This is a genomic window from Curtobacterium sp. UNCCL20, from assembly GCF_900101675.1.
GTDB lineage: Bacteria > Actinomycetota > Actinomycetes > Actinomycetales > Microbacteriaceae > Curtobacterium.
Genome location: NZ_FNKG01000002.1, coordinates 360,541 through 379,635, shown reverse-complemented (window position 1 = coordinate 379,635; position 19,095 = coordinate 360,541). Strand labels below are relative to the sequence as shown.

Here is a 19,095-nt window from a genome sequence, read left to right as displayed (position 1 = left end):
GAGCAGCGTCATGCACACGAGCGGCAGCGTCGCCGCGGTCGACCTCGGAGCGACCAGCGGCCGGGTGATCGTCGGCCACATCGACACGGACGGCGTGCGGATGGAGCACGTCGCCCGGTTCCCGAACGGCCCGGTGGCGGTGCACGAGGGCGATCGCCAGGCCCTGCACTGGGACGTCGTCGAGCTGTACCGGCAGGCGATCGACGGGCTCCGCCGGGCCTTCGCCGGGCACCCCGGGATCGTCAGCGTCGGCATCGACTCGTGGGCGGTCGACTACGGCCTCCTCCGTGACGGCCGGCTGCTCGGTCTGCCGTACGCGTACCGCGACGAGCGGCACGAACGGGGCGTGGCGCCGGTGCACGCCCGCATGGACGCCGCCGAGCTCTACCGCAGGAACGGTCTGCAGCACCTGCCGTTCAACACGCTGTTCCAGTGGGCGGCGGACCCGGCCCTCGGCGGAGCCGACCGCGCCCTGCTGGTGCCCGACCTGCTCGGGTACTGGCTCACCGGCGTCGAGGCGGCCGAACGCACGAACGCGTCGACGACCGGGGCCCTGAACGTGACCACGTGCGGGTGGGACCCGGCGTTGCGGGCGGCTGCGGGCCTCCCGGCCGGACTCCTGCCCACCCTGCGCGACCCGGGTGACCGACTCGGCCCCCTGCTGCCGTCCGTCGCCGACACCGTGGGCGGCACCGCACCGGTGACGCTCGTCGGGTCGCACGACACGGCCTCAGCGGTCGTCGCGGTCCCCGCGACCGACCCGGACTTCGCGTACATCTCGTCCGGCACGTGGTCGCTGGTCGGCGTCGAGCTCGACGCGCCCGTCCTGTCGGACGCGGCACGTGACGCCAACTGCACGAACGAGGGCGGCGTCGACGGCCGTGTCCGCTTCCTCAAGAACGTCTCGGGACTCTGGCTGCTCTCCGAGAGCGTCCGCACCTGGGAGCGCGGTGGCGAACGCATCGACCTGGAGGCGCTCCTCGCCTCCGCCGCGGCCGTCACGGCCCCGGTCCCCGTCTTCGACCCCGCCGACGAGTCGTTCACGCCGCCCGGCGACATGCCGTCGCGCATCGCCGCGTGGTGCGTGGCGCACGGACTGACCGCGCCCGCGTCACGAGCCGAGTTCGTGCGGTCGATCCTCGAGTCGCTCGCCACGGCCTACGCGTCGACGCTGGACACCATCCGGAGCGTCACCGGCAAGGACGTCCGCGTCGTGCACGTCGTCGGCGGCGGCTCCCAGAACCGGCTGCTCTGCCAGCTCACGGCAGACCGCACCGGGCTGCCCGTCCTGGCCGGTCCCGTCGAGGCCACCGCGCTCGGCAACGTCCTCGTCCAGGCGCGCGCCGCTGGACTCGCAGGCCTCGGAGGGGCTTCACTGGAGGCACTCCGCAGCACCGTCGCACGGACCGTCGAGCCCGTGCGGTACACCCCAACGTCCCCGGCGTCGTCACGCGCCGGGTCCGACCGACCCACCGTCAGGAGCACCGCATGACCACGACCGACGACCAGCACCGCGTCGACCCCGCGACCGGGGCTCCCGCTGCCTCGACCGGTCCCGCGTCCGCGGCGCGCGCCCGGGTGAAGCGGCAGCTGCCGACCGTGCACGACCTCGCGCCGCTCATGCAGTTCAAGAAGCCGGACCTCAACGCGCGCCGCCGCCGGCTCGAGTCCGCGCTGACGATCTGGGACCTCCGGAAGATCGCCGCGCGTCGGACCCCGAAGGCCGCGTTCGACTACACCGAGGGTGCCGCCGAGGCCGAGATCTCGCTCGCCCGGGCCCGCCAGGCGTTCGAGGACATCGAGTTCACGCCGGCGATCCTCCGCGACGTGTCGACCGTGGACACCTCGCGCCAGGTGCTCGGCGGGGACGTGGCGTACCCGTTCGGCATCGCCCCGACCGGCTTCACGCGGATGATGCAGACCGAGGGCGAGCGCGCCGGAGCCCGCGCCGCCGGTCGCGCCGGCATCCCGTTCTCGCTCTCCACCATGGGCACCACCGCGATCGAGGACGTGCGCGACGCCAACCCGCACGGCCGCAACTGGTTCCAGCTCTACATGTGGAAGGACCGCGAGAAGTCGATGGCGCTGGTCTCCCGCGCCGAGAAGGCCGGGTTCGACACGCTGCTCGTCACGGTGGACGTGCCCGTGGCAGGAGCGCGCTTGCGGGACAAGCGGAACGGGTTCTCGATCCCGCCGCAGCTCGGCGCCAAGACGATCGTCAACGCGATCCCCCGGCCGTGGTGGTGGTTCGACTTCCTGACCACCGAGCCGCTGGCGTTCGCCTCGCTCGACCGCTGGTCCGGCACCGTCGGGGAGCTCCTCGACCACATGTTCGACCCGACCGTCACCTACGAGGACCTCGCCTGGATCCGCGACCAGTGGAAGGGCAAGGTCGTCGTCAAGGGCGTCCAGTCCCTGGCGGACGCGAAGCGCCTGGCCGACCTCGGGGTGGACGGGATCACGCTCTCGAACCACGGCGGCCGGCAGCTCGACCGCGCCCCGGTCCCCTTCCACCTGCTGCCCCAGGTGGTCAAGGAGGTCGGCAACGACACCGAGGTGCACCTCGACACCGGCATCATGTCCGGCGCCGACATCGTCGCCGCGGTCGCCCTCGGCGCGCGCTTCACGATGGTCGGCCGGGCGTACCTGTACGGCCTGATGGCGGGCGGCGAAGCGGGGGTCGACCGGATGATCCAGATCCTCTCCGAGCAGATCGAACGGACCATGCGGCTGCTCGGTGTCGCGACCCTCGACGAGCTCGAGCCGGGGCACGTCACACAGCTCCAGCGGTTGACCCCGATCGCCCGGAGCTGACGAGGTTCCCTCGGGTCAATGTCCATCCACGGGGCGGTTCTGTCAAGACCCCCCGAACGGGGCACACATGGGGCATGATGTTCGTGGACTCGTCACCGAAGCCCGGCGGCAGCACCGCCGGACGCGGGTCCGTTCCATCCCCGAGCCCCACACCCGAGGAGCCCGAACATCGACACTCGAACGACGCGCACTCCTGTGCGCGCAACGACCCCCACGCCCATCGTCGAACGGTCCACACGGTGAACCGTCGCTCCGCCGTCGTCGCAGCAGCGGCCGCCGGCGCCCTCGTCCTCGGTGTGCCCACCGCAGCCTCCGCCCACACCTGGTGGGGCGGCTGGGACGGGCACCACCGCACACCCCCGACGGCGTCCCCCACCCCGGACCCGTCCGACACCCCCACGGACGGCGCGGCCGAAACGGCCCCGTCGGACGAGCCGACATCGGCTCCGGTCGGGAGCGAGATCACGCCGACCCCCGCACCGTCCGACGACTCCGAGGCGGCTCCCGTCGCGGACGACGAGTCGGCGGCGCCCGCTGCCGACAGCTCGTCGGACAGCGACGCCTCGGCTGCACCGGACGCCTCGTTCGTCGAGGACTTCTCCGCCTCGGCCGCCATCGGTCAGGTCGCCTCGGCGTACCGCCAGGCGTGGCAGCCCTACCCCGACGGCACGTCCGGCATCTACGAGCCGAGCAAGACCGTCTCCGTCCACGACGGCGTCATGGACGTCCAGCTCGGGGGCGCCGGTGCAGCCGGCACCTTCGGCACGGTCGCCGGAGCATGGGACCACGTCGGTGGCTCCTTCTCCGTGCGGGCGAAGGCGACCGGTGGCGACGGCAACGGTGCGGCGTTCATGCTGTGGCCGACGTCGAACGTCTGGTCCGACGGCGAGATCGACTTCCCCGAGGGCAACTTCGAGTCGAGCCCGTCCGCGTTCCAGCACTCGATGACGCCCGGTCAGGAAGCCGAGCGCGTCCAGGTCCCCACCGGGGTCTCCTGGCGTGACTGGCACACCTACACGATCGACTGGGACCCGGGGAAGTCGGTGACGTACAGCGTGGACGGCAAGGTCCTGCAGACCGTCACGCAGGACGTCCCCACGAAGCCGCACCGCTTCATGTTCCAGGTCGGCAACTGGGGTGCCTCCGGCAACCTGCTGATCGACTGGGTCTCCACCACGGAGTGACCCACATCCTGTGACGGACAGGAGGCGCGGTGCCAGCTGGCACCGCGCCTCCTGTCGTCCGTGGGTCGACCTGGTCAGCCCACCGTGAACGGCGCGTGCCGACCGGCTCCCCACGCCCAGTGCAGCAGTGCGACGCCCGAGGCGTTCGTCACGCCGAGCGTGAGCCGCGAGCCGGAGCCCTGCAGCGCCTCCAGGCTGTAGGTGTCGTCGGTCCGGAGGCCCGGCCAGTAGACGGCACCGAGGTGCCGTTCCCGCACAACCGCCGTGACCGTCTGCAGGAACGTGACCGAGTTGTCGGTGTCCGCGACACCGGTCGTCGCAGAGCCGCGGTAGTCGATGCCGGTCGTCATCGGCACGCCGAACTCGTCGAGCACCGTCCGGGCCGAGCACGCCTGGTCACCGAGACGGCTCTCGAAGTCGGCCCTCCAGCCCGCCGCGTCGTGCGTCCCCCAGAAGCCGTAGTAGTGCTGCGACACGTAGGTGCCGGCCAGGGCCGGCGCAGCGCAGACTGCGTCGACGTGGTCGTTGTAGCCGACGCCGCTCACGAACACCCGGTCACGTGGGATGCCCCGCGCCGAGTAGCGGTCGACCCAGTTCGTCGCGACCTGGATCCACTCCGCCGAGGTGTACCCGAACGGCTCGTTCATCGGCTCGAAGTACACACCGCGGTCGTGGGCGTAGGTGCGCGTGAGGGTGTCCCACATCGCGGTCCACGCGGCCGGGTCGTCGACCTTCCCGTCCTTGCTCGCGTCGCTGCCCTCCCAGTAGCCGAGCACCACCTTGAAGCCCTCGTGCCGGGCGGCGTCGACGGCCCCCTTGTAGGACTTCCACCACGTGGTGCCCACCGAGTACGGGTTGACGGGGAGGCGGACGGTGTTCGCCCCGAGGTCCTTCCGGAACTCGCGGACGACCCGCTGGGCGGTCCGGTAGACCGTGCGGTAGTCGTCGGCGGTCGACAGCCCGGACAGGACAACCGGGCCGTTCACGTAGTTGTCGCGGGGGTCGGCCCAGTTGACGCCGTGGAACTGCGTCGGGTCGAGGGTCGGCGTGGGTCGGCCGTGACCGGCGGCCGCAGCCGGCGTCGCGGTGGCGACGGCCGGTGCGGCGAGGGCGATGGCGGTCGCACCGGCGAGCACGGCGAGTGCTCCGACGATCCTGCGTGCGCCTCTGGTCGATCGAGTGTGCATGGTTCCTCCCTGGCTCCTCCGTTGGAGCGGCACGACGACGTCGTCGTGCCGTGGTCGATGTGCCGGCTGGGCCCCCGCTCGGCGGATGGCAACGTCAACATGGGCCAGGGTGGCACCGCGCTCGGGCGCTGTCAACCCTCGGTGCTCGGTGGGGGCAGCGCGGGGCGGGGCGGGGCGGGGGGGCGGCGCGGGGTCGGCGCGGGGTCGGCGCGGGGCGGGGCGAGCGGCGCGTGGCGTGGCGGGGCGGCGCGGCGCGTGCGCACCGTGCGTCCTTCGTCACCCGGGGCGAGGTCGGCGGCCCGGTGCCGGCCTGCAACCTCGCACCAGCCGACGTACCCCGCACGCCCTGGAGAACCGGGCACCGTGCGGCGACCGGGCCCGGCACCGCACCGTGCGTCCTTCGTCACCCGGTGCGAGGTTGGCGGCCCGGTGCCGGCCTGCAACCTCGCACCAGCCGACGTACCCCGCACGCCCTGGCGGACCGGGCACCGTGCGGCGAGCGGGCCCGGCACCGCACCGTGCGTCCTTCGTCACCCGGTGCGAGGTCGGCGACCCGGTGCCGGCCTGCAACCTCGCACCAGCCGACGTACCCCGCACGCCCTGGCGGACCGGGCACCGTGCGGCGAGCGGGTCCGGCACCGCACCGACACCGGCACCGGCACCGGCACCGGCACCGGCACTAGACGACGGTGGCGAGCGGACCCGGACGATCGACGAGGGCGAACGACAGGGGGTCGGCCCGGACGGCGTCGACCGCGTGGGCCACGGCACCGATCACGACGACGTCGGCGCCGAGGGACGATGCGACGATCTCCGGCACGGGGTCGAAGTGCCACCCGTCGAGCAGGGCCCGGGCACGCTCGATGACCGGGGCGGCCGGCACCGCGATGGCCCCGGCGACGACGACGCGGTCGATGTCGAGCAGGCTCGCGAGCAGCACGCACACGCGGGCGAGGCGGTCCCCGAGCCGGTCCACGATCGTGCACGCCACGGAGTCCCCCGCGCGCGCGGCGGCGAACACGGCGGCTGCGTCGGAGTCGGGGCCGAGCGACCCACCCGTCGCCACGTCCCCGGCGGCGACGGCCTCGACCACGAGTGTGCGGGCGGCTGCACCGATGCCGTCCGACGACCCGACGCCGTCGACGATCTCGAGCACCCGCATCTCACCAGCACCGCCGTGCGCACCGCGGAGGAGGACCCCGTCGACGACGAGGCCGGCACCGAAACGCTCCCCGGAGAGCAGGGCGGCGAACGAGGCTTCGCCGGACGACGGTCGTTCGGCGAGGGCGGCCAGGTTGGCGTCGTTCTCGACCACGACCAGGTCGCCCGGCACGGCTCCGGCGAACCCGGGGTTCATCCGGTCCCAGAACCCGCCGTCGCCCGGCGATGCCCCACCGGCATCGACGGGCGCCGGGATGCCGACGACCGTGACGAGCACCCGGGCAGCGGGGACGGCGGCGTCCGCGAGCGCAGCATCCACGGTCTCGGCGAGGACCCGGAGCCGCACCGGCACCTCGAGGCCGGACTCACCGAGATCGCCCGCGGAGCGTCCGAGCACGGTGCCACGCAGGTCGGCGACGAGCGCGGTCACCCGGTGCTGTCCGGCGTCGACCCCGACGACGACCCCGGTCGCGGTGTCGAGCTCGTAGCGCCGCGCGGGGCGACCCATCCGGTACTCCCCCGCGGCCCGGGCGTCGTCGAGTTCGCGGACCCAGCCGAGCCGGATGAGTTCCTCGCACGCGCTGAGGACCGTCGAGCGGGTCAGACCGGTCGCGTCGATCGCCTCGGTCGCGGTGAACGCACGCACTGCGAAGGCGTACGCGAGCAGCGTCTCTGCGCTCGTTCCACGGGGTGGCGGCATGTCGTGACCCTATCGCGTGGACAGTTCCTTGCGGGATTAGATTTTCTGGCTATATTTAGTCCTGCGAGCGGCACCGGAGCCGACTCGCGGTCCGGAACGGCAGGGACGCCGGGTCCGGACGGACGGAGACGACGTGCGACCACACGCCACAGGGGCAACGGGATCGGCGGTCAGGAACGCAGCAGCGCTCAGCCGCCGCTCGTTCCTGTTCGGGGCCGGCGGCATCGGAGCGGGCCTCGCGCTCGCCGGGTGCGCCCCCATCGGTTCCTCGAGCAGCCGACCCGAGACGATCACGTTCTACGTCTCGAAGCCCGAGGTCATCGGGTACTTCGACGACGTGATCGCGAAGTTCCACGCCAGCCAGTCGAAGATCCGGGTCGTGCGCGACTCGACGTCGAGCATGTCCGCGAACTTCGTGCGGAACCGACCGCCGGACCTCGGGTGCTGGAACTACAACTTCTCGGTCGCGCCGTTCGTCGAGCACGGCGCCCTCACCGACCTGTCCGACCTGCCCCAGGCGGACACGATCAACCCCGACCTGTGGACGCTCCTCGAGCAGACGGCCGACTACCCCGGGCGGAAGAGTGCCCTGCCGTACTCGGTGACCGCCGCGTCGGTGATCTACAACAAGCAGCTCTTCGCACAGCAGGGCCTCGAGGTCCCGACGACGTGGAGCGAGTTCGCCGACGTCTGCGAGCGCCTCACCCGCGCCGGGATCGACCCCATCTACGGGACGTTCAAGGACAACTGGACGATCGCGCAGGGGATGTTCGACTACTCGATCGGCGGCATGCTCGACGTGCCGCGGACGTTCGCCGCGCTGGAGCGCGAGGGCACCTCCGTCGGCAAGGGCTCGAAGGTGTCCTTCGAGCAGGACTTCGCGGGCCCGATGCAGCGGATGGTGCAGCTCCGCCAGTGGCACCAGAAGGGCGCTGCGAGCCGCGGCTACGGCGACGGCAACACCGCCTTCGCCCAGGGCAAGGCGGCGATGTACCTGCAGGGCCCGTGGGCACTCGGTGAGATCGCCAAGACCACACCGGACATGGACCTCGGCACGTTCCCGCTCCCGGTCACCGACGACGCGTCCGACCGCAAGGTCCGCGTGAACGTCGACCTCGCGCTCTGGATCCCGGAGGCATCCCGCAAGCAGGAGGCAGCGCGCGAGTTCCTGTCGTTCCTCATGCAGCCGAAGGTCAACGACAAGTACAACGCGGACAACAACGGGTTCGGCGTCCGGAAGGACGCCCCGCCCGCGTCGAACCCGGCCCTGACCGGCATGCAGTCCTACTACGACGACGCCGCGTTCTACCTCGGCGCCTCCCAGCTCATCCCCGCCGAGATCCCGGTCGCGAACTACGCGCAGTCGATCGCCTTCGGTGGCGACCCCGAGCCCCAGCTCCGCACCCTCGACGCCGACTGGGCGCGCCTCGCGCTCCGCACGGCCGCGTAAGGAGACGTCCGAATGGCAACCACGACCACCGAGTCCGTCACGACGGCGGACCGCCGCCGGCGGGGCGGAGCCGCAGCGCGCCTCCAGGCCGGGAAGGACGGACGGACCGGCGCACGCCGCAAGTCCCGCGTCGACCCGCTCTTCCTGGCGTTCCTGCTCCCCACCCTCGTGCTCTTCACGCTCGCCATCACGCTCCCCGCGGTGATGGGCATCGTGCTGAGCTTCACGAACTCCGTCGGCTTCGGCGAGTTCCGCTTCACCGGCCTGACCAACTACATCGCGGTGTTCTCGGACCCCGCGATCCTGCAGGCCTACCTGTTCACGCTCGGGTTCTCGCTCGTCACCGTGATCGTCGTCAACGCAGTCGCGTTCCTGCTGGCGATCGCGCTCACGTCGAAGATCCGCGGGAAGATCGCCCTCCGCGCGGTGTTCGTCCTGCCGATGGTGATCTCCGGCATCGTCATCGCGTACGTGTTCTCTTTCCTGTTCGCGAACAGCCTGCCCGCCCTGGCGACGACGCTCGGTTTCGCGCCCCTCGAGCAGAGCATCCTGGCGAACCCGGACCTGGCGTGGATCGCCATCGTCGTGGTCACCGCGTGGCAGGCGATCCCGTCGACGCTCCTCATCTACATCGCCGGCGTCCTGTCGATCCCGGGCGAGGTCTACGAGGCGGCGGCGCTCGACGGCGCGAGCTCCTGGCGCCAGCTGGTCTCGATCACCGCACCGCTCACCGCGGGCTACATCCTCATCAACCTGGTGATCGGGTTCAAGAACTTCCTCAACTCCTACGACATCATCGTCGGCCTCACCGACGGCGGCCCCGGCACCTCGACCACCAGCGTCGCGATGTCGATCTTCAAGGGCTTCAACGGCGGCGACTACGCGTACCAGATGGCCAACGCGACGATCTTCTTCGTGATCGCCGTCGTGATCGCCGTGATCCAGCTGCGGGCGACCCGCGGGAAGGCAGCGCTCTGATGACCCTGCAGGCACCCCTGCGACCGGGCACCACGAAGACGGGCAGCATCCGGTCCGTGGACGCCGACAAGACAACCGGTCGGCGCGGTGGACGGTCCAACTGGCCCGTCACCGTCCTCCTCGTGATCTGTGCCCTGTCCGTCCTCGTGCCGCTCTACGTGACCGTGACGATGGCCTTCAAGACGAGCGGGCAGGCGGTCGACGGCAACGCGTTCTCGCTGCCGGCACCGTTCAGCGTCGACGGCTTCGTGCAGGCCTGGCAGCTGACCGACTTCCCGCGGGCGTTCAGCGTCTCGGTGTTCGTCGCGGCGATCACCGTCGTCGGCACGATCCTGCTCGCCTCGTTCACGGCGTACGCGATCGCCCGGAACTGGGACCGTCGGTTCTTCCGCTGGTCGTTCTTCTACCTGCTCGCCGCGATGTTCCTGCCGTTCCCGGTGCTGGCGCTGTCCCAGGTGAAGCTGACCGGCATGGCCGGGCTCGACAACCCCATCGGTGTGGCGATCCTGCACGTCATGTTCCAGCTGTCCTTCAGCGTCCTGCTCTTCACGGCCTTCCTGCGGTCCATCCCGGCGGAGCTGGAGGAGAGTGCTCGCATCGACGGTGCGAGCACGGGGCAGGTGTTCTGGCGACTCGTGTTCCCGCTCCTCGCACCGATGAGCGCCACCGTCGGCATCTTCGCGTTCCTCGCATCGTGGAACGACTTCGTGATGCCGTCGCTGATCACCTCGAACCCGGCACTGCAGACCCTGCCGGTGCTGCAGCAGATGTTCCAGACGCAGTTCAGCAACAACTACAACGTGTCGTTCGCCTCGTACCTGATGGCGATGGCCCCGGCGATCATCGTGTACCTCGTCACGCAGCGATGGGTGATGGCCGGCGTGACGCAGGGCGCCATCAAGTGACTGACACCGCGACGACGCACCCCGCACCGACCGAGAGGACCACCGACACCATGACCGACGTCATCGAGACGCCCGCACCCGCCACCACCGGCACCGACGAGACCTGGTGGCGCCAGGCGAGCGTGTACCAGATCTACCCGCGGTCCTTCGCGGACGCGAACGGCGACGGCATCGGCGACCTGCGCGGCGTCACCGAGCGCGTGCCCTACCTGGCGTCGCTCGGCATCGAGGCCGTCTGGCTCAGCCCGTTCTACCCGTCGGCCCTCGCCGACGGCGGCTACGACGTCGACGACTACCGCGACGTGGACCCGAAGCTCGGCACGCTCGAGGACTTCGACGCGATGGTCGAGGCGCTGCACGGTGCCGGCATCCGCGTGATCGTGGACATCGTCCCGAACCACACGAGCGACCGGCACGAGTGGTTCCGCGAGGCGCTCGCGTCACCGAAGGGCTCCGCCGCCCGCGACCGCTACGTCTTCCGGGACGGCACCGGCCCGGACGGGGCGGACGCTCCGGCCGACTGGATCTCCATCTTCGGCGGCCCGGCCTGGACCGCCGTCGGCGACGGCCAGTGGTACCTGCACAGCTTCGCGAAGGAGCAGCCCGACCTGAACTGGTCGAACCGCGAGGTCCGTGACGACTTCCTGCACACCCTCCGCTTCTGGTCCGACCGCGGCGTCGACGGCTTCCGCATCGACGTCGCCCACGGCCTGGCGAAGGACCTCGGCGACGTGCTGCCCACCTGGGCCGAGCTGTCCGCGATGCCGAAGGACGGCACGCACCCGCTGTGGGACCGCGACGACGTGCACGAGATCTACGCCGAGTGGCGGAAGGTCTTCGACGAGTACACCCCGGCGCGCACCGCCGTCGCCGAGGCATGGGTGGCCGCCGACCGCCGGGCGCGTTACGCCAGCGCCGAGGGGCTGGGGCAGGCGTTCAACTTCGACCTCCTCGAGGCCGACTTCGACGCGGGCTCGTTCCGGAGCATCATCGAGTTCAACCTGGGGCTCGCCGAGCAGTCCGGGTCGTCGACCACGTGGGTGTTCTCGAACCACGACGTCGTCCGGCACGCCACCCGCTACGCGCTGCCCCCGCGGAGCGGCGACGCCGAGCACGCACCGTCGACCGACAAGCAGGGCAGCGCCTGGCTGCTCGCCGGCGGCTCGCAGGACGCGCTCGACCGTGACCTCGGGCTCCGCCGCGCGAAGGCCGCCACGCTCCTCGAGCTCGCCCTGCCCGGGTCCGCGTACCTGTACCAGGGCGAGGAGCTCGGGCTGCAGGAGGTCGGCGACATCCCGGACGCCGACCGTCAGGACCCGGCGTTCTTCCGGAACCCGGGCGTCGATGTCGGTCGTGACGGCTGCCGCGTGCCGCTCCCCTGGACTCGGTCCGGCTCGTCCTTCGGCTTCGGTGACGGCGGGTCGCACCTGCCGCAGCCGGAGTGGTTCGGCGAGTCCTCGGTCGAGGCCGAGGACTCCGACCCCGAGTCGACGCTCAACCTGTACCGGAAGGCCCTCGGCCTGCGCGGCCAGCTGCAGTCCGAGGAGCACCTGGAGTGGCTCGAGACCGGCCGCGACGACGTGCTCGCGTTCCGCCGGCCGAACGGCTGGACCAGCGTGACGGTGTTCGGCGACGAGCCGTACCAGCTCCCCTCCGGCGAGCTGCTGCTCGCCTCCGCGCCGGTGGCAGCCGGCGCTCTGTCGGGTGTGGGGACCGCCTGGTTGCGTTCCTGACGGAACCAGCTGCGGGACTGGAGGCGCGGTGCAGGCAGGCACCGCGCCTCCAGTCCGTCTGTGGGTCAATTCGCGCGTAGGGAGCCGAATCGCGCATAGGGAGCTGTTCCGTTCGGCCTCCTACGCGCGATTCGGCTTTCCAGGTCGCGCTGAATGGGAAGAAACGAGCAGGCGGCGCCAGTAGGGTCAGCCGCATGAGTGGGGCGAGCATCAGCGTGCAGGACTTCGTCATGCGCTTCGGGGACCGGAACGTCGTCGACGGGCTGTCGTTCGACATCGCCCCCGGCGAGACCTTCGGGCTGCTCGGCAGCAACGGATCCGGCAAGACCACGACCATCCGCGCGCTGCTCGGCATCACCACCCCGACCGCCGGTTCCCTGACGATCGACGGGCACCCGTACCGCCCGGCGACCGGTGGGATCGGCTACCTGCCGGAAGAGCGCGGGCTCTACCGGAAGGAGTCCGTCATCGACGTGATGTCGTACTTCGGGCGGCTCCGCGGGCTCCGCGGTCCCGAGGCCACCGCGTGGAGCATGGACTACCTGGCCCGGGTCGGGCTCGCCGACCGCGCGAAGCTCCGGGTCGACAAGCTCTCCGGCGGCCAGCAGCAGAAGGTGCAGCTCGGCATCACGATCATGGACCGGCCCCGCCTGCTCATCCTCGACGAACCGACCAAGGGGCTCGACCCGGTGAACCGGCGGCTCCTGCTCGACCTGGTCGACGAGCGGAAGGCGGACGGCGCCACCGTGGTCCTCGTGACGCACCACATGGACGAGGTCGAACGGCTCTGCGACCGGATCCTGCTCCTGAAGGACGGCACCGCGGCCGCGTACGGCTCGATCCCGGACGTACAGGACGCCTTCGGCGGCGCCGTCGCCCGGGTGCTGCTCGACGGCACCGTCCCGCCGTCGCCGCTCTACAAGCTCGCCCGCCACGAGGGGCACGTCGCCTACCTCGTCCCGAAGCCCGCCGCGGCTCCGGACGGGTCGGACATCCTGGCGTACCTCGTCAGCACCGGTGTGCACGTCTCCGGGTTCGAGATGCGCCGCATCCCCCTCGACGAGATCTTCGTGCAGGTCTACGGGCACGACGCCGATGCCGGGGTCGCCGCGTGAGCCGCCTCGGGACCGTCGTCCGCTTCGAGTTCGTCCGCGCCGTCAAGAAGCCGGCGTTCTGGATCGGCACGCTCGCGCTGCCCGTGGTCATCGTCGTCGTGTCACTGCTCGTCGGCGTGGGGCAGGCGGCGGGGACGGACTCCGTCACGTCGAGTGCCTCGGCGGCGCGAACCCCGTTCCACTACGTCGACCACTCCGGGCTCGTGTCCGAGCAGGTCGCGCACAAGTGGGGCGGATCCCCCTCGACCGACCCGGCTGCCGACCGGACCGCGGTGCGGGACGGCCGGCTGGACGCGTTCATCGAGTTCCCGACGTCTCCGTCGACCCATGCGATCCGGGTGCAGGCCGCCGACCGCGGGCTGTTCGGCAACGGCGGCTACTCGTCCCTCGCGCAGCGGGTGCTCGAGCAGAGCGTCGCCGCGACCGTCGACGACCCCGAGGCCGTGCAGCTCCTGCGCAGCCCGCCGGACACCGACGTGACGACCTACGCGGACGGCCGAGTGGCCCCGGGCTGGCTGTCGATCGTGCCGCCCTTCGTCTTCGTCGCCGCGTTCTTCGGGCTCGTCATCCTGCTCGCCGCGCGCATGGTCACCGTGGTGGTCGAAGAGAAGGAGAACCGGATCTCCGAGATGATCCTCACCGCCGTCACCGCCGGCGACCTCATCCGCGGGAAGGTCATCGCGATGCTGCTCGTCGGGTTCGTGCAGGTCGCGGTGTTCGTGATCCCGGGCCTCGTCGGGCTGCTGGCGGCGCTCCCACTCATCGCCTCACGCCTCGGCGGGCTCGTCATCGATCCGTGGCGGATGCTCGTCGGTGCGCTGCTGCTCGTCGGCGGCGTCCTGCTCGCGTCCGGGCTGTTCGTGGCCGTCGGCGCCGCCGTGCCGTCGATCAAGGACGCCTCGGCGCTGCAGTCCGCGGCGATCTTCGCGCTCATCATCCCGATCTACGCGGCGTTCTTCGTGATGACCACCCCGGACTCCCCGGTGGCCGCGTTCTTCACGTACTTCCCGACGTTCACGCCGATCACCGCGATGGTGCGGAACGCGGTGGGGTCGCTGAGCGTCACCGAGTCGGTGGTCTGCATCGTCGAGGTGTTCGTCGTGGCCGGGCTGCTGCTCTGGTTCGCGGAGTACCTGTTCCGGCACTCGGTCGCGCAGTACGGGTCGAAGGTGACGCTCCGCCAGATCGCGTCGTGGCGGAAGGGCCGCTGACGCCTCAGACGCGGACCGGTACCTCGTCGAGGTCCCAGGCCGGTACGGGGCGCTCCCGCCAGCCCTGCCGCAGGGTGCGGACGGATCGGTCGAACTCCACGAGCACGTCGAGGTGCGGTCGGACGAGCATCTGGATCTGCAGCCCCTCGTACATCGCGAGGAGCTGTGTCGCCGCCTGGTACGCCGGGATCGCCAGGCGCTCGTTGCCGGCGTCGACGTCGCGTTCCAGCCCCGCCTCGAGCTGCTCGGCGTACTCCTCGAAGCGCTTCCGGAAGAGTTCGGCGAACCCGGTGTCGGCCGCGGCGATGGTGATGACACCCGCCAGCACACGGACGAGGCCCGGGTCGGCGACGTCCTCGGCGAGCGTCAGCCGGATGAAGTCGATCGTGCACGCAGGTGGCTTCTGACGGCGGGTGCCGCGCAGCTCGGTCCAGCGGTCGTACGTCACGAGCAGCAGGGCGTCCCACGTCGGGAAGAGCCGGTGCACGACGTCCACGCCGACCCCGGACACGTCAGCGACCACCTGGGCGTCGACGTCGTCGAAGGGGTGCAGGCGGTAGGAGCGGATCGCCCCGCGGACGATGCGCTCGGCGAGGGACTGCTCGTCCTCGATGCGCCCGTCGTGCTCGTGGTCCATCCGACCATCCCACATGACGTGGACGCCGATGTCTGCTCCCCGACCGGGGGCCGTCGCGTTCTGCGGCTCAGCCGACGGTGACCGGGGCGGCCGACGGCCGGGTGCGCTGCCTGGCCCAGACGAAGAACCCGGTGAGGGTGAACACCCCGTAGAACACGTACATCAGGCCGGAGGCGTAGTAGCCCGCCGAGAAGAGGAGCGGCACGCCGACCAGGTCGACGGCGACCCAGATGAGCCAGAACTCGACCCACCCCTTCGCCATGCCGTACGTCGCGAGGAGCGAGCCGACGAAGATCCACGCGTCGCTCCAGACCGGTTCGTACGAACCGAGCGCCCGGAAGACCGGGGTCAGGATCGCAGTGCCGCCCACCATGGCGAGGACCAGCAGTCCGCGGGTCCGCCAGGAGGCCCAGTGCGGGTCGATCACGGTGGTCGCGTCGTCGGCACGGTGCGTCCAGCGGTACCAGCCGTAGACGCTGACGATGATGAACATCACCTGACGCCCCGCCTGGCCGAGGAGGTTGACCGGGTTAGGGGTGTCGAAGAGCGCCCCCATGAAGACCGTGAACAGCAGGGCGTTGCCGACGATGCCCACCGGCCACGCCCACACCCTGCGGCGCATCCCACCGAGGGCGCTGAGCAGGCCGAAGACGTTGCCGATCACCTCGCGCCAGAGCACGGTCTGGTCGCCGATGACGAGCTGCGCGTCGAACAACCACCGCACGATGCCCATGGGCCCTCCTCGTTTCCGGTCGATGCAACCGCATGGGGGCGGTCGACATTCCACGATCCGCGTCCTCGAATCGGGGTACAAACCGTGTCGGCATTGTCGTGGACAAAAATGCCCCCCGGACTGGGTCCATCCAAACGCATGTTCTCGCTTGTCCCCCCTTCGGCGGACAGGTAGCGTCGTTTCACGAAGCGAGTCCTGCCCGCCCGAGACGTGTCACGTCGTTCGGAGCCCGGCGACCGCTCCCCGGCACCGGTCAGCCGCGACCTCCCCCAACCAGGAGGTCGATGACGTCGTGCCGTCGACACCACGAACCCGAACCCGTGTCGACGGCCTCCCGCGCGCCCCGAACGCGCAGAAACGGACCTCCTCATGCACAAGATCGTCACCGGCGCCATCGCCGGCGCCGCCGGTGTCGCGCTCCTCCTGGGCGGCGCGGGCACCTTCGCCCTCTGGAACGCCAGCGCGAGCACCGCGGCGTCCTCGGTGAGCTCCGGCTCGCTGACCCTCAGCGCCAACAACGACGGCGTCTGGACCGACGTCACCAACGGCCGGTCGGCGACGATCAACCCGGCGAGCGCCCTCATGGTGCCGGGCAACACCTACCAGTTCACGCAGACGCTGACCATCGGCGCCACCGGTCAGGACCTCAAGGCCAACCTCACCTACGCGAACCAGAGCATCACCGGCGACGCCGCCCTCCTCGCCGCGACGACGAAGACCCTCGCGGTGTCCTCGACCAGCGCGTCCGTCGTCCAGTCGACCAGCAACGCGAACACCTTCGTGGTGTCCCCGTCGGCCGCGACCTCGACCGTCAAGGTGGTCTTCACCATCGCGCTGCCCGCTTCGGCCACCACCGGCCAGGGCGGCACGCTCAACGTCGGCGCCCTCGCGTTCACGCTGACGCAGACCGCGATCGGTTCCTGACCCGCGGACCCGACCCGGGCCTGGAAGGCCGCCGTCCCGATGGGTACCTGATCCGCCCGTCGCGACCACGCGCCTCCAGGCCCGACCGCACCACATCACCACTCGACCGCCGCACCGGCGGTGACCACACGACCACGACGACCCGGGGACGGACATGACCAGGACACCGAGGACGACCGGACGCCACGCGGCGCCCCGTCGGGTGCGGTGGATCTGGCCGGCTGCCCTGACGCTGGTCGTCGCGGTCGTGACGGCGCTGCTCGGGACCGGTGGCACCTACGCGCTCTGGAACGGGACGACGAGCACACAGGCGTCGACGGTCCGCTCCGCGACTGCCACGGTCACCGTCGGGGCCCTGTCCGCGATGAACACCGCGGTGCTCGGACCGGGCACGGGCACCACCGGCACCTTCACGGTGCAGAACACCGGATCGATCCCGCTGAGCATGCGTGTCGCGACGACCGCGACGAAGGTCTCCGCCGCCACGAACACGACCTCCACTACCGTGCTCGGCGAGCTCACGCTCCGGCTCGCCGTCGTCGGCTCCGCAGCGGCCTGCCGCACCGGACTCTCCGGAGCGAGCGGCCGTGTCGCGGCCTTCGACACCGGCAGCGGCTCCTTCACCCTCCCCGCCGGGGCGAGCGCCGTCGGGTGCGTCGAGATGGACCTCGACGCGGACGCACCGCAGTCCGTCGCCGGCGCGGTCACCGACTTCACCCTCACCATCACCGGGACGCAGGTGGCCGCATGAGCCACCGGCTCCGCATACTGTTCGCCGTCGTGCTCACCGTGGCGTTCGTCGCCGGCGGGTCGTCGGCAGCGTGGGCCCTGTGGGCCGCCAGCGCGACGACGACCTCGAGCGTGACGATCGGGAAGACCGGGGCGTCACTCACCGGCACGAGCGCCATCACCACCACGTTCTCGTCCAGCGTCACCACGACGACGAAGCCGATCACCCTGACGAACTCCGGGTCGCTCGCCGGGACCACCGCGACGACCGCATCCGTCGCGTCCGGCAGCTCCACCGCCCTCGCGCAGGCCGTCGGAGTCGTCGCCTGGCCGGTGGCCTCGACCGCCGGGTGCACGGTCGCGTCGACGGTCGGGACCGGGTCCGTCCGCGGCACGTGGGCATCGCTGCCGAGCCTGACCTCGACGCTCGCCGCCGGCGCGAGCGCCGTCTGGTGCACGCGGAGCACGCCGACCACGGCAGCGCCGGCCTCCACCACGACGAGCATCACCGTCGGCCTGACCGTCACGACGGGGAGCTGGACCTCCGGTGTCGCGCAGGGCACGTTCTCCCTCACCACGGCGGCGGCCACCCCCGCGCTCACCTGCACCGACCACGCCGGCACCTACGTCGAGGTCGCCTGGCCCACGTCGTCCCGACCGATGGACACCTGGTACGGGGCGTTCGTCGGACCGTCCGCGTCGGTGATGGTCGGGTCGAAGGAGCAGGACTACTTCGGCCGCTTCACACTCGCACCCGACCAGATCCCCGCGAGCGTCGCGACGAGCGGCCCGGTGACCGTCACCGTGAAGGTCCTCGACAGCGCCGGCAACGCGACGAGCACGGTCGTGGCCAGCGGCACCATCACCCTCTTCACCCAGAACAACGGGAAGGCCGTCCGATGCGGCGCATGAACCGATCCGCTCCGAGCTCCGCTGCCGCTCCGCGCTCTACTGCCGTTCCGCGCACCGGGTGGCGTGCCGTCGTCCGCGCGCTGGCGCTCGGGCTGAGCACCGGGCTGCTCGTCATCGTCGCCGGTCTCGCCGTCGTCCTCATCGTCGTGCCGAAGGCCACCGGGTCCACCCCGCTCACCGTGCTGACGCAGTCGATGGACCCGACGCTGCCGCCCGGCACGCTGCTCGTCGTCCGACCGACCCCCGTGGACGACATCCGCGTCGGGGACGTCGTGACCTACCAGATCACCTCCGGGCAGCCCGCCGTGATCAGCCACCGGGTGGTCGCCGTGGCGTCGTCGTCGGACGGATCACGGACCTTCGTGCTCAAGGGCGACAACAACGCGCTCGCCGATCCCGCGCCCGTGACCGCCGCACAGATCCGGGGCGTGGTCTGGTACAGCCTGCCGGACATCGGGCTCGTCAACCAGCTCGTGAACGGTTCGCGGACGTGGCTCATCCCGGCGATCGCCGGGGTACTGCTGGCGTACGGGGCCGCGATGGTGACGATCGGAATGGTGTCCGCGGCGCGGAAGCGGAGTCGCCGCGGACGCGGTACGCACGCCGCTGGCGCTGCTCGCGGTGCTGGCGCTGCTCGCGCTGCCCGCGCTGCCCGCGCTGCCCGCGCTGCCCGCGCTGCTCGAGATGCTCGCACGGCGGCGCACCGGGCTACGCTCGGGTGA

General features: G+C 71.2%; 17 protein-coding genes. 13 read left to right on the top strand and 4 right to left on the bottom strand.

The window, feature by feature from the left end; genetic code table 11:
- The first annotated feature begins 10 nt into the window (after positions 1–10).
- From BLT36_RS11100 to BLT36_RS19030, 3 genes are all read left to right on the top strand, one after another.
- Positions 11–1,492 carry a rhamnulokinase gene (locus BLT36_RS11100; RefSeq protein ID WP_092095167.1) on the top strand — a complete coding sequence of 494 codons (1,482 nt, stop codon included), beginning with the start codon at positions 11–13 and terminating at the stop codon, positions 1,490–1,492.
- Between the two features lie 128 nt (positions 1,493–1,620).
- A complete protein-coding gene (locus BLT36_RS11095; protein WP_092095792.1) occupies positions 1,621–2,814 on the top strand; it encodes an alpha-hydroxy acid oxidase in 1,194 nt (397 codons plus the stop codon).
- A gap of 239 nt (positions 2,815–3,053) precedes the next feature.
- Positions 3,054–3,998: a glycoside hydrolase family 16 protein gene (locus BLT36_RS19030; protein ID WP_254787575.1), complete on the top strand. Its 945-nt coding sequence runs from the start codon at positions 3,054–3,056 to the stop codon at positions 3,996–3,998.
- A 74-nt stretch (positions 3,999–4,072) separates the two neighbouring features.
- Here the strand turns inward: BLT36_RS19030 and BLT36_RS11085 are convergent, their stop codons facing one another.
- A complete protein-coding gene (locus BLT36_RS11085; RefSeq protein WP_092095166.1) occupies positions 4,073–5,185 on the bottom strand; it encodes a glycoside hydrolase family 5 protein in 1,113 nt (370 codons plus the stop codon).
- Positions 5,186–5,864: 679 nt separating this feature from the next.
- Entirely contained in the window at positions 5,865–7,046 is a 1,182-nt protein-coding gene (locus tag BLT36_RS11080; protein ID WP_092095163.1) for an ROK family protein, read from the bottom strand.
- Between the two features lie 133 nt (positions 7,047–7,179).
- Between BLT36_RS11080 and BLT36_RS11075 the strand changes: the two genes are divergently transcribed.
- The 6 genes from BLT36_RS11075 (at position 7,180) to BLT36_RS11050 (ending at position 14,438) form a co-directional block, all read left to right on the top strand.
- Positions 7,180–8,496 (top strand): ABC transporter substrate-binding protein, encoded by a 1,317-nt coding sequence (locus BLT36_RS11075; RefSeq protein ID WP_092095161.1) that lies wholly within the window; start codon positions 7,180–7,182, stop codon positions 8,494–8,496.
- Positions 8,497–8,508: 12 nt separating this feature from the next.
- On the top strand, positions 8,509–9,474 hold the full coding sequence (locus tag BLT36_RS11070) for a carbohydrate ABC transporter permease (protein WP_092095159.1): 966 nt from the start codon (positions 8,509–8,511) through the stop codon (positions 9,472–9,474).
- Positions 9,474–10,379, top strand: coding sequence for a carbohydrate ABC transporter permease (locus BLT36_RS11065; protein ID WP_092095157.1), 906 nt, complete (start codon positions 9,474–9,476; stop codon positions 10,377–10,379). Before BLT36_RS11070 ends, BLT36_RS11065 begins: the two co-directional genes overlap by 1 nt.
- 50 nt (positions 10,380–10,429) lie before the next feature.
- Entirely contained in the window at positions 10,430–12,112 is a 1,683-nt protein-coding gene (locus tag BLT36_RS11060; RefSeq protein WP_092095789.1) for a glycoside hydrolase family 13 protein, read from the top strand.
- Positions 12,113–12,306: 194 nt separating this feature from the next.
- Positions 12,307–13,227, top strand: a complete 921-nt coding sequence (locus BLT36_RS11055) for an ABC transporter ATP-binding protein (RefSeq protein ID WP_092095155.1) — start codon at positions 12,307–12,309, stop codon at positions 13,225–13,227.
- Positions 13,224–14,438: an ABC transporter permease gene (locus tag BLT36_RS11050; RefSeq protein WP_092095154.1), complete on the top strand. Its 1,215-nt coding sequence runs from the start codon at positions 13,224–13,226 to the stop codon at positions 14,436–14,438. The genes BLT36_RS11055 and BLT36_RS11050 overlap by 4 nt, the downstream gene beginning before the upstream one ends.
- Positions 14,439–14,442: 4 nt before the next feature.
- Here the strand turns inward: BLT36_RS11050 and BLT36_RS11045 are convergent, their stop codons facing one another.
- Both BLT36_RS11045 and pnuC read right to left on the bottom strand, forming a co-directional pair.
- A complete protein-coding gene (locus BLT36_RS11045; protein WP_139166442.1) occupies positions 14,443–15,075 on the bottom strand; it encodes a TetR family transcriptional regulator C-terminal domain-containing protein in 633 nt (210 codons plus the stop codon).
- Between the two features lie 67 nt (positions 15,076–15,142).
- Complete coding sequence (gene pnuC, locus BLT36_RS11040) at positions 15,143–15,808, bottom strand: nicotinamide riboside transporter PnuC (RefSeq protein WP_092095150.1); 666 nt, start codon at positions 15,806–15,808, stop codon at positions 15,143–15,145.
- A 369-nt stretch (positions 15,809–16,177) separates the two neighbouring features.
- Here pnuC and BLT36_RS11035 point away from each other — a divergent pair, with 369 nt between their 5' ends.
- From BLT36_RS11035 to BLT36_RS11020, 4 genes are all read left to right on the top strand, one after another.
- Positions 16,178–16,732, top strand: coding sequence for an alternate-type signal peptide domain-containing protein (locus BLT36_RS11035; protein WP_092095148.1), 555 nt, complete (start codon positions 16,178–16,180; stop codon positions 16,730–16,732).
- 154 nt (positions 16,733–16,886) lie between these two features.
- Complete coding sequence (locus BLT36_RS11030) at positions 16,887–17,483, top strand: TasA family protein (RefSeq protein ID WP_139166441.1); 597 nt, start codon at positions 16,887–16,889, stop codon at positions 17,481–17,483.
- The gene (locus BLT36_RS11025) at positions 17,480–18,373 is read left to right on the top strand and encodes a hypothetical protein (protein WP_092095144.1); all 894 of its coding nucleotides are present in this window, start codon (positions 17,480–17,482) and stop codon (positions 18,371–18,373) included. The genes BLT36_RS11030 and BLT36_RS11025 overlap by 4 nt, the downstream gene beginning before the upstream one ends.
- The gene (locus BLT36_RS11020; protein WP_254787573.1) at positions 18,370–19,095 is read left to right on the top strand and encodes a signal peptidase I; all 726 of its coding nucleotides are present in this window, start codon (positions 18,370–18,372) and stop codon (positions 19,093–19,095) included. Before BLT36_RS11025 ends, BLT36_RS11020 begins: the two co-directional genes overlap by 4 nt.

Bases quoted from the DNA above. Each gene is read 5' to 3' on its own strand.
- BLT36_RS11100 (WP_092095167.1), top strand. From the start codon at position 11: ATGCACACGAGCGGCAGCGTCGCCGCGGTCGACCTCGGAGCGACCAGC.
- BLT36_RS11095 (WP_092095792.1), top strand. From the start codon at position 1,621: ATGCAGTTCAAGAAGCCGGACCTCAACGCGCGCCGCCGCCGGCTCGAG.
- BLT36_RS11085 (WP_092095166.1), bottom strand. From the start codon at position 5,185: ATGCACACTCGATCGACCAGAGGCGCACGCAGGATCGTCGGAGCACTC.
- BLT36_RS11080 (WP_092095163.1), bottom strand. From the start codon at position 7,046: ATGCCGCCACCCCGTGGAACGAGCGCAGAGACGCTGCTCGCGTACGCC.
- BLT36_RS11070 (WP_092095159.1), top strand. From the start codon at position 8,509: ATGGCAACCACGACCACCGAGTCCGTCACGACGGCGGACCGCCGCCGG.
- BLT36_RS11065 (WP_092095157.1), top strand. From the start codon at position 9,474: ATGACCCTGCAGGCACCCCTGCGACCGGGCACCACGAAGACGGGCAGC.
- BLT36_RS11060 (WP_092095789.1), top strand. From the start codon at position 10,430: ATGACCGACGTCATCGAGACGCCCGCACCCGCCACCACCGGCACCGAC.
- BLT36_RS11055 (WP_092095155.1), top strand. From the start codon at position 12,307: ATGAGTGGGGCGAGCATCAGCGTGCAGGACTTCGTCATGCGCTTCGGG.
- BLT36_RS11045 (WP_139166442.1), bottom strand. From the start codon at position 15,075: ATGGACCACGAGCACGACGGGCGCATCGAGGACGAGCAGTCCCTCGCC.
- pnuC (WP_092095150.1), bottom strand. From the start codon at position 15,808: ATGGGCATCGTGCGGTGGTTGTTCGACGCGCAGCTCGTCATCGGCGAC.
- BLT36_RS11035 (WP_092095148.1), top strand. From the start codon at position 16,178: ATGCACAAGATCGTCACCGGCGCCATCGCCGGCGCCGCCGGTGTCGCG.
- BLT36_RS11030 (WP_139166441.1), top strand. From the start codon at position 16,887: ATGACCAGGACACCGAGGACGACCGGACGCCACGCGGCGCCCCGTCGG.
- BLT36_RS11025 (WP_092095144.1), top strand. From the start codon at position 17,480: ATGAGCCACCGGCTCCGCATACTGTTCGCCGTCGTGCTCACCGTGGCG.
- BLT36_RS11020 (WP_254787573.1), top strand. From the start codon at position 18,370: ATGAACCGATCCGCTCCGAGCTCCGCTGCCGCTCCGCGCTCTACTGCC.